The sequence below is a fragment of the Erythrobacter sanguineus genome, assembly GCF_900143235.1.
Taxonomy (GTDB): domain Bacteria; phylum Pseudomonadota; class Alphaproteobacteria; order Sphingomonadales; family Sphingomonadaceae; genus Erythrobacter; species Erythrobacter sanguineus.
On sequence record NZ_FRDF01000003.1, the window covers coordinates 25,739 to 35,000 of the forward strand.

Sequence of the window (9,262 nt, forward strand, 5' to 3'; positions counted from 1 at the left end):
GATCCTGCGGCCTTGCGCGCCATATTGCCCGGCATGACAAGCAAATCTTCGAGCCACGGCCTTATCCAGTGGCATGGCACCACCATCATCGGCGTGCGCCGCGGCGATAGCACGGTCATCGCGGGCGATGGGCAGGTGTCGATGGGCAATACCGTGATGAAGCCCAATGCCAAGAAGGTGCGCCGAATCGGTGATGGCAAGGTCATCGCCGGGTTTGCCGGGGCGACCGCGGATGCATTCACCCTGTTCGAACGGCTGGAAAAGAAGCTGGAGCAATATTCCGGCCAGCTGATGCGGGCCTGCGTCGAGCTCGCCAAGGACTGGCGCACCGACAAATATCTGCGCAATCTCGAAGCGCTGATGATCGTTGCCGACAAGGATACGCTGCTGGTGCTGACCGGCAATGGCGATGTGCTGGAACCGGTGGGCGAGATTGCGGCGATCGGATCGGGCGGCAATTTCGCGCTGGCCGCCGCGCGCGCGCTGGCTGATTACGAAACCGACGCCGAAGCCATCGCGAGGAAAGCAATGGCGGTCGCAGCCGAAATCTGCGTCTTCACCAACGGCAATTTGACGGTCGAGACGGTTTGACTATCCGGGATCCCATGATTGAAAACCTGACCCCCAAAGCCATTGTCGCCGCGCTTGATGAACACATCATCGGCCAGAAGGACGCCAAGCGCGCGGTCGCGGTGGCGTTGCGCAATCGCTGGCGCCGCCAGCGGCTCGGCGCCGAACTGCGTGACGAGGTCACCCCCAAGAACATCCTGATGATCGGCCCCACGGGTTGCGGCAAGACCGAGATCAGCCGGCGGCTGGCCAAGCTTGCCGAAGCGCCGTTCGTCAAGGTCGAGGCGACCAAGTTCACCGAAGTCGGCTATGTCGGACGCGATGTCGAACAGATCGCCCGCGATCTGGTGGAGGAGGCGATCCGGCTGGAAAAGGAACGTCGCCGCGAAAAGGTGCGCGAGGCCGCGTCCGAAGCGGCGATGGACCGGCTGCTCAATGCGCTGGTGGGGGACAACGCCTCCGAAGCGACCCGCGCCAGTTTCCGCCAGCGCATCGTCGAAAACGCGATGAATGATGTCGAGGTCGAAATCGAAGTCGCCGACAGTCCGGACATGCCGCTCGACATGGGCAATATGGGCGGATCGATGCAGATGATCGACCTTTCCGACATGATGGGGAAAGCCTTCGGACGCAAGGCCAGCCGCCGCCAGAAACTGCGCGTGCCCGATGCCTGGGACCGGCTGGTGGACGAGGAGGCCGACAAGCGGCTTGATCAGGACGATGTCGCCCGCGTCGCACTGGCCAATGCGGAAACCAACGGAATCGTGTTCCTTGACGAAATTGACAAGATCGCAGTCAGCGATGTGCGCGGCGGGTCTGTGTCCCGCGAAGGCGTGCAGCGCGACCTGCTGCCGCTGATCGAAGGCACCACGGTCGCGACCAAATACGGCCCGATGAAGACCGACCACGTGCTGTTCATCGCCAGCGGCGCGTTCCACGTGGCCAAGCCATCCGACATGCTGCCCGAATTGCAGGGCCGCCTGCCGATCCGGGTCGAACTGCGCGCCCTGACGGAAGGCGATTTCGTGCGCATCCTTTCGGAAACCCGCGCCAATCTGGTCGCCCAGTACAAGGCGCTGCTTGGCACCGAGGAGGTGACGCTCGACTTCACCGATGATGCCATTGGCGAGGTCGCCAGCATTGCCGCGCAGGTCAATGCCAGCGTCGAGAATATCGGCGCGCGGCGGTTGCAGACGGTGATGGAGCGGCTGCTGGAGGATATCAGCTTCGAAGCCGAGGATCGCACCGGCGAGACAGTGGTGATTGACGCGGCTTACGTGCGCGAGCGGCTGGCCGACCTTGCGGGCGATACCGACCTTTCGAAGTATATTCTGTGATGACCCGCCAGCCTGTCAGCGATCTTTCGGCGATGCTGGCGGGGATGGCCCCGGTGCTGGACCGCGAGGCATGGTATTTCGTGGTGGTCGAGGGCACGCCGCCCACCCCTGAATTGCGGGATGCCCTCGCCAACGCTTTCGCCATTATCCGCGAGGACGAAGGGGTTACCGCCATAGTCTCCGGCGAGCGGGCGGGCATGCCCTTTGCGCGGATCACCCTGATGGTGCATTCCGCGCTTAAAGGGGTCGGGCTGACCGCAGCCGTATCGGGTGCGTTGGCCGAGGCGGGGATCGCCTGCAACATTATTGCCGGATATTACCACGATCACCTGTTTGTGCCGTGGGCGCGCCGCGACGCAGCGCTGGCAATTCTCCAGCGCCTTTCCGGGACCGGGTGATCATTCCCCGAGCAGATATTTTTCCCAGAACATCAGCCGCGACAGGAAGGCGTAATCCGAATTGTCCTTCTTGCGGAAGCCGTGGCCCTCGTCGGCGGCCACAAGGTGCCATGCCTCGCCGCCATTGGCGCGGATCGCGGCGACCATCTGATCGGCCTCGGATTTCGGCACGCGCGGGTCATTGGCACCGGTGATGACGAACATCGGCTTTTCGATTTCATCGACCCGGGTCAGCGGGCTGATTTCCATCAGCTTGGCGCGCTGCACCGGATCGCGCTCGTCGCCATATTCCACCCGCCGCAGATCCTGCCGGTAGGGATTGGTGTTTTCCAGAAAGCTGACGAAATTGCTGATCGCCACGGTGCATTGGGTCGCGGTGAGTTGATCCTTCAGCTGTACGGCGGCGGCATAGCACATGTACCCGCCATATGATCCGCCGGTGAGACCGATTCTGGCCGCATCCACCGCAGGTTCTGCCCGCGCCGCATCGATCAGCGCGGCCATGTCCTTAACCGAATCCTCGCGCTGGAACGGGCCATTATCGAGGCTGACAAAGGTCTTCCCGAAACCGGTCGATCCGCGCACATTGGGGTAGAAAATGCCGATCCCCAATTCATTGAGATAGTAGTTGTTGCGCCCCATGAAGCCTGCGGTGCTCTGGCCTTCGGGGCCGCCGTGGACACTGACCAGCAGCGGGCGCGGGCCGGCAAATTTCTCCGGATCAGGCATATAGAGCAGGCCGGAAACCTCCAGCCCGTCAAAACTTCTGGTGGTGATGATACGCGGTTCGACATTCACCGCCGGCTCCAGTCCGCCGGTCTCGCTCTGCGTCCAGCGGGTCAGCTGCATCGTCTTGGGGTCCAGTGACCACACATCCGCCGCGCTTTTGGCGCTGGATAAGGAAAAGCCGATTTCGTCCCATGGTGCGATTTCCAGCCCGCCGATCTGGCCAGCGGGCAGGGCATCGACCTTTGTCATCTTGCCGCTCGCCACATCGATCAACCGCAGCCGGTCGGTCCCGGCTTCGTTCACGACATAGGCAATCGTCCTGCCATCATCGGAAATGTCGAAGCTGGCGACGTCCCATGCTTCACGTGAAACGGCCTCAAACTCTCCCGATACGGGGTCAAGACGGCCGAGACGCTTGAAATCCGAGCCTTGGTCGCTGGTTACCCAAAGCGTGCCGCCAGGTGCGACTTCCAGCCCGTTATAGGCGATTTGCGCCGCCGGATCGCCGATCGGGGTCATCGCCCCGCTGGCAAGGTCGAGCCGGTAGAGATCGATATCCTGCACCGAGTTGTAATCGGCGACATAGGCGGAGCGCTTGTCCGGCGCAAAGCCGATGATCGCCCAGCCGCCGTTCCGGCTTTCATGCACCATGCGGGTCGAGGCCGGATCGCGGGGGTTCATCACGTAAAGATCCGAATCCACCCCGTTGCGGCGGGTGGAGCTGAAGCCGATCAGCTCACCATCGCTGCTCCACGCGCCCGGCTGGTTGCGGCTTTTGCCGTCTGTCAGCATGGTCAGGCGGCCATCCTTAAGGGTGTGAAGCTGGTAATATTCATCTCCGCCGCGATCCTTGGTGACAAGGATGATGTCGCCTTTGGCTGGCGCGTAGCCGCCGCGCACCGGCTCGGCTTCGAAACTGATCTGGGTGCGCGCGCCCATCGGTGTCTCGACCCGGTGCAGCTGCGATACATTGGCAAAGCGGGTGGAGATCAGCACTGCGCGAGCATTGGGATCCCAGCCCGCAAAGCCCGCGCCGCGCGCTTCGAGATAGGCGCGCGCGCGTTCGGCAAGGGCGAGCGGAACCGGCGGCATGTCCTCGGCGGTCAGCGCGGCCGGAACGGGCACGGCCGGAGCCTCGGCGGCGGGCGCATCCTGTGCGATTGCCGGGTGGAACGCGCCGGGCAGGGTAGCCGAGGCAAGCAGCAGGGCAATCAGACGCGCGTCACGCATGGGCTTGATTCTCTCTTTTTGGCAAATGCGGGCTTTTTGGCAAATGCGGGCCTTGAAAAACGGCCATCGGCACAATGGGTAACAGCACCCCGGGAGGCAAGGCAATGCCGGTGGGCTATTCAGCCGCTTCGGCTGCTTCGGCTGCTTCGCCTGCCTCGCCTTCATCGGTTGTGCTGGCGTCCTTGCCCCGCTCGCTCGCCTGACGCGACCACATCTCGGCATAAAGCCCGCCCTTGGCCAGCAGCGCGGCATGGGTGCCGTTTTCGGCCAGCCGGCCATGATCGAGCACAAGGATGTTGTCGGCATCCGCGATGGTCGACAGCCGGTGGGCGATGGCGATGGTGGTGCGCCCTTCCTCCAGCCGTTTCAGCGTGCCGAGGATTTCCTGCTCGGTGCGGGTATCCAACGCGCTCGTCGCTTCGTCCAGCAGCAGGATCGGCGGGTTCTTGACCAATGTTCGCGCGATCGCGACACGCTGTTTTTCGCCGCCCGAAAGTTTCAGCCCGCGTTCGCCCACCATGGTGCCAAACCCATCGGGCAGGCGCTCTATCAGCGGCATCAGCGCGGCATCGCGCGCGGCCTGTTCCACCACCGCCTCGTCCGCGCCTTCGGCTCCATAGGCGATGTTGTAGGCGAGGCTTTCGTTGAACAGCACGGAATCCTGCGGGACGATCCCGATCGCGGCGCGCAAGCTGTCCTGGCGGACCCGGGCAATATCCTCGCCGCCCACCAGCACCCGGCCCTGTGTCGGATCGTAGAACCGGAACAACAGCCGCCCGATCGTGCTCTTGCCTGCGCCCGAAGGCCCGACAATGGCGGTGGTGGAGCCCGCCGGCACCTCGAAACTGAGCCGGTCGAGAATGGTGCGCCCCGGTTCATAGCCAAAGGTGACATTATCGAACACCACCGTCGGCGTGCGCACGATCAGCGCGGGTGCGCCGGGGATATCCTTCACCTCGATATCAGTGTCGATCAGGCGGAACATTTCGGCCATGTCGACCAGCCCCTGCCGGATCGTGCGATAGACCCAGCCCAGCAGATCGAGCGGGCGGAACAGCTGGATCAGGAAGGTGTTGACCAGCACCAGATCGCCGACCGTCAGTTCACCCTTGCTCCAGCCCCACACGGTATAGGCCATCGCGCCTGCCAGCAGCGCATTGGTGATGATCGACTGCGTCATGTTGAGCAGACCGACCGAGTTTTCCGATTTGATCGCGGCCTCGGCATAGGCGCGCGCGGCGTGGGAATAGCGCGATTCCTCGCGCTGCTCGGCGTTGAAGTATTTCACCGTCTCGAAATTGAGCAGCGAATCCACCGCGCGGTGCAGCGCCTTGCCGTCGAGATCGTTCATCTCGCGCCGCAGCTTGGTCCGCCATTCGGTGATCCAGCGCGTGACCGCAACATACAGGACGACGGTGACCGCCGTGCCCAGCACCAGTTCGATCCCGAAATTGATATAGAAGATCACGCCGACGGCAATCAGTTCGATCACGGTCGGGGCGATGTTGAACAGCAGGAAGTACAGCATCATGTCGATGCTCTTGGTGCCGCGTTCGATGATCTTGGTGACCTCGCCCGTGCGCCGCGCAAGGTGGAAGCGCAGCGACAGGCGGTGCAGGCGTTGAAACACATCCTCTGCTAGCGCCAGCGAGGCATATTGCCCCACCTTCTCGAAGGCGATGTTGCGCAGATTGTCGAACGCGACCGAGGTGAACCGCCCCAGCGCATAGGCCGCCACCAGCGCCAGCGCGACTGTCAGGCCGGTGTCCACCGGCCCGGCCATCGCATCGACCGTTCCCTTATAGGCAAATGGCAGCGCCAGCATGATGCCCTTGCCCCCCAGCACCAGCGCCATCGCCACCACGATCCGGATGCGCAGGCCGGGGTTATCCTTTGGCCAGAGATAGGGCAGGAACCGCCTGAGCGTGGCCCAGCCTTCGACATCGCGGGCGGATTTATCGGGATCGGCGGGCTGTTGGCTATCGGGTGGCATTACCGCGTCATGTGGGCGCGCGCGCCTGATAGCGCAAGCCGCATACCCCAGCGAGGCTGCTCAGAAGCGGAGTGTCTGCCCTGCCGTCCGGGCGGCGCGCATGGCCCGGGCAACATCGCGCGGCACGTCGAACAGCACCCGCTGCCTGGCAAAGTCGATCGCGACCCGGTCGAACAGTGCGAGATGCTGCATCCCCAGCGAGAGCGCCGGCTTGTCGCTCAATCCCAGCGCCTCGAACGCGGGCGCATCGGCAAAGGTCAGCGGCACGTCGTTAAGCGCGAGCCCCTCGATCGAGAGAGAGCGCACCACCGACATCGCGCCGATCAGATCCACCCCGTTCACGTCGGTCGCGACGACCTCGGCGGCGCGCTTGGCGCGGATGCGATCACGCAGGGCGTGGTTGGCAAGGCTCATCTGCGCCCCGGTGTCGATGATCACTGTCGCGCGGATCCCTTCCACCTTCGCATCGGTGATCAGCAATTGGCCCAGTTGCGGCTGGGCGCGCACGACGATCTCGAAACCGCCGCGGCCCTGGCGGGTGTTGCGGGCATCCTGCAATGTCATCGTCTGGTCGCGGAAGTCGATCAGCACGCGGAAGTCCTGCAGCGAATCGAGCCCGATGATGCCGTCCGCCCCGACATGTTCGCGCGCAAGAAGGGGGGCCGCGAGATCGGTGACGGTGTGGCTGCCAAGGTCGAGCCGTCCGACTTCGACCAGCTCCACCTCCCGGCGGCTGGCCATCCCCACCAGCATCGCCACCCCGGCCGACCGCAGGCCGAGGCCGGCGTTGATCTCGTGGGTGATCACTGTGGCCTCGCTGCCGGTGTCGATCATGAAATTATAGGGCCCGCTGCCATCGACCATGACCGGGATGGTGAACCGGCGATGACGCTCTGCGCTGAGTGCCAGCACCTCGGCCTCCGGATCGACCATGCCTGCGCTGGCGGCCTGAAGCGGTGTTTCTGCAGGCACAGGCGCCTCGGCGCTTGCCGGTACGCCCATAGCCAATATTGCAGCGAGGGCCGCAGCACCGGCGCGGCGCGTGGTTGCATGAGTCGGCATGTCTCTCTCCCGCAGCGGCGCGGCATCCCGATCGCGTCCGCAAACAAGCAATCTACCACCGAATGCACGGCCACCCAAACGTAAGTGGTCAATTGCGGCATCCCAAAGCCCAAACCGTCATGCCGAAGATAAGCGGCGGCGGCGCGTCCGGCAGGATAGGCAGATCCACCGGCCTGCGACTCCGATTCCATCACTGTGGGGACGGCTGAACCGGCGAATGCTGGGGGCATTGTGGGCGTATACGGCCTGCTGCGGTGCCCGTCTGCCCCCGCGAAGTAGGATAAAAATGGCGGAAATCAGGGGTTCTTGCGCCGGCGTGAAATAAAATTGCAAAAAGCCGTTGACCGAATCTGAGGCCGCCCATATATGCCCCTCACCGACGCGGCGCTGACGGTTTCAAACCGGCCCCGCAGCGATTGGTCGCCAACATAAACGGATAGCCGGTCCCCCGGTGTAAATCGGGGAACCAAGCGCTGTCCGCTTTTACTGTCTGGTGGTTCTTTGACATTGTTGGTTTTTGATGAAGGGACATGTGGGCGACGGCGCCCGGTCCGGGGACCTCAAGGCTCCGGTAACCGGTTAATACAAGCCGATGCCACATCCGACGCGGGCTCCACGCCTGCCCGGATGGCAAGCATGTTCATTCGTATCCATTACGTTTGACAGCAGGTATTGGCTCCTTGCAGCTCATGCCAGACTGGAGGGTGGGGTTTTCCCCATGCTAGTTTGGTGTGTGACACAACTTGAGAGTTTGATCCTGGCTCAGAACGAACGCTGGCGGCATGCCTAACACATGCAAGTCGAACGAGACCTTCGGGTCTAGTGGCGCACGGGTGCGTAACGCGTGGGAACCTGCCTTTAGGTTCGGAATAACAGTGAGAAATTACTGCTAATACCGGATAATGTCTTCGGACCAAAGATTTATCGCCTTTAGATGGGCCCGCGTTGGATTAGCTAGTTGGTGGGGTAAAGGCCTACCAAGGCGACGATCCATAGCTGGTCTGAGAGGATGATCAGCCACACTGGGACTGAGACACGGCCCAGACTCCTACGGGAGGCAGCAGTGGGGAATATTGGACAATGGGCGAAAGCCTGATCCAGCAATGCCGCGTGAGTGATGAAGGCCTTAGGGTTGTAAAGCTCTTTTACTGGGGATGATAATGACAGTACCCAGAGAATAAGCTCCGGCTAACTCCGTGCCAGCAGCCGCGGTAATACGGAGGGAGCTAGCGTTGTTCGGAATTACTGGGCGTAAAGCGCACGTAGGCGGCTTTTTAAGTCAGGGGTGAAATCCCGGGGCTCAACCCCGGAACTGCCCTTGAAACTGGGAAGCTAGAATCTTGGAGAGGCGAGTGGAATTCCGAGTGTAGAGGTGAAATTCGTAGATATTCGGAAGAACACCAGTGGCGAAGGCGACTCGCTGGACAAGTATTGACGCTGAGGTGCGAAAGCGTGGGGAGCAAACAGGATTAGATACCCTGGTAGTCCACGCCGTAAACGATGATAACTAGCTGTCCGGGCTCATAGAGCTTGGGTGGCGCAGCTAACGCATTAAGTTATCCGCCTGGGGAGTACGGTCGCAAGATTAAAACTCAAAGGAATTGACGGGGGCCTGCACAAGCGGTGGAGCATGTGGTTTAATTCGAAGCAACGCGCAGAACCTTACCAGCCTTTGACATCCTAGGACGACTTCTGGAGACAGATTTCTTCCCTTCGGGGACCTAGTGACAGGTGCTGCATGGCTGTCGTCAGCTCGTGTCGTGAGATGTTGGGTTAAGTCCCGCAACGAGCGCAACCCTCGTCCTTAGTTGCCATCATTAAGTTGGGCACTTTAAGGAAACTGCCGGTGATAAGCCGGAGGAAGGTGGGGATGACGTCAAGTCCTCATGGCCCTTACAGGCTGGGCTACACACGTGCTACAATGGCATCTACAGTGGGCAGCT

6 protein-coding genes and 1 rRNA gene (1 of these 7 only partly in view) are annotated in these 9,262 nt (G+C 62.1%); 4 read left to right on the forward strand and 3 right to left on the reverse strand.

The genetic code is table 11. The features are described from left to right. The first annotated feature begins 33 nt into the window (after positions 1 to 33). The 3 genes from hslV to BUA05_RS02625 are packed head-to-tail and all read left to right on the forward strand — an operon-like array spanning position 34 to position 2,305. Complete coding sequence (gene hslV / locus BUA05_RS02615) at positions 34 to 591, forward strand: ATP-dependent protease subunit HslV (RefSeq protein ID WP_072673282.1); 558 nt, start codon at positions 34 to 36, stop codon at positions 589 to 591. Positions 592 to 605: 14 nt separating this feature from the next. Further along, positions 606 to 1,907 (forward strand): ATP-dependent protease ATPase subunit HslU, encoded by a 1,302-nt coding sequence (gene hslU / locus BUA05_RS02620; protein WP_072673123.1) that lies wholly within the window; start codon positions 606 to 608, stop codon positions 1,905 to 1,907. Beyond that, positions 1,907 to 2,305, forward strand: a complete 399-nt coding sequence (locus tag BUA05_RS02625; protein WP_072673124.1) for an ACT domain-containing protein — start codon at positions 1,907 to 1,909, stop codon at positions 2,303 to 2,305. The genes hslU and BUA05_RS02625 overlap by 1 nt, the downstream gene beginning before the upstream one ends. Here the strand turns inward: BUA05_RS02625 and BUA05_RS02630 are convergent, their stop codons facing one another. The 3 genes from BUA05_RS02630 to BUA05_RS02640 all read right to left on the reverse strand — a co-directional run bounded on the left by BUA05_RS02630 (position 2,306) and on the right by BUA05_RS02640 (position 7,319). Next, entirely contained in the window at positions 2,306 to 4,264 is a 1,959-nt protein-coding gene (locus BUA05_RS02630) for a S9 family peptidase (RefSeq protein WP_084662429.1), read from the reverse strand. Between the two features lie 115 nt (positions 4,265 to 4,379). Then, entirely contained in the window at positions 4,380 to 6,257 is a 1,878-nt protein-coding gene (locus tag BUA05_RS02635) for an ABCB family ABC transporter ATP-binding protein/permease (protein ID WP_072673125.1), read from the reverse strand. A 60-nt stretch (positions 6,258 to 6,317) separates the two neighbouring features. Next, positions 6,318 to 7,319, reverse strand: a complete 1,002-nt coding sequence (locus tag BUA05_RS02640) for a retroviral-like aspartic protease family protein (RefSeq protein WP_072673126.1) — start codon at positions 7,317 to 7,319, stop codon at positions 6,318 to 6,320. A 739-nt stretch (positions 7,320 to 8,058) separates the two neighbouring features. On the opposite strand from BUA05_RS02640, the gene BUA05_RS02645 reads away from it, so the two are divergent. Further along, a 16S ribosomal RNA gene (locus tag BUA05_RS02645) occupies positions 8,059 to 9,262 on the forward strand; it runs 283 nt beyond the window's last position.

Coding starts and splice junctions, on each gene's coding strand:
- BUA05_RS02625 (WP_072673124.1), top strand. CDS start 1,907: ATGACCCGCCAGCCTGTCAGCGATCTTTCGGCGATGCTGGCGGGGATG.
- hslV (WP_072673282.1), top strand. CDS start 34: ATGACAAGCAAATCTTCGAGCCACGGCCTTATCCAGTGGCATGGCACC.
- hslU (WP_072673123.1), top strand. CDS start 606: ATGATTGAAAACCTGACCCCCAAAGCCATTGTCGCCGCGCTTGATGAA.
- BUA05_RS02630 (WP_084662429.1), bottom strand. CDS start 4,264: ATGCGTGACGCGCGTCTGATTGCCCTGCTGCTTGCCTCGGCTACCCTG.
- BUA05_RS02635 (WP_072673125.1), bottom strand. CDS start 6,257: ATGCCACCCGATAGCCAACAGCCCGCCGATCCCGATAAATCCGCCCGC.
- BUA05_RS02640 (WP_072673126.1), bottom strand. CDS start 7,319: ATGCCGACTCATGCAACCACGCGCCGCGCCGGTGCTGCGGCCCTCGCT.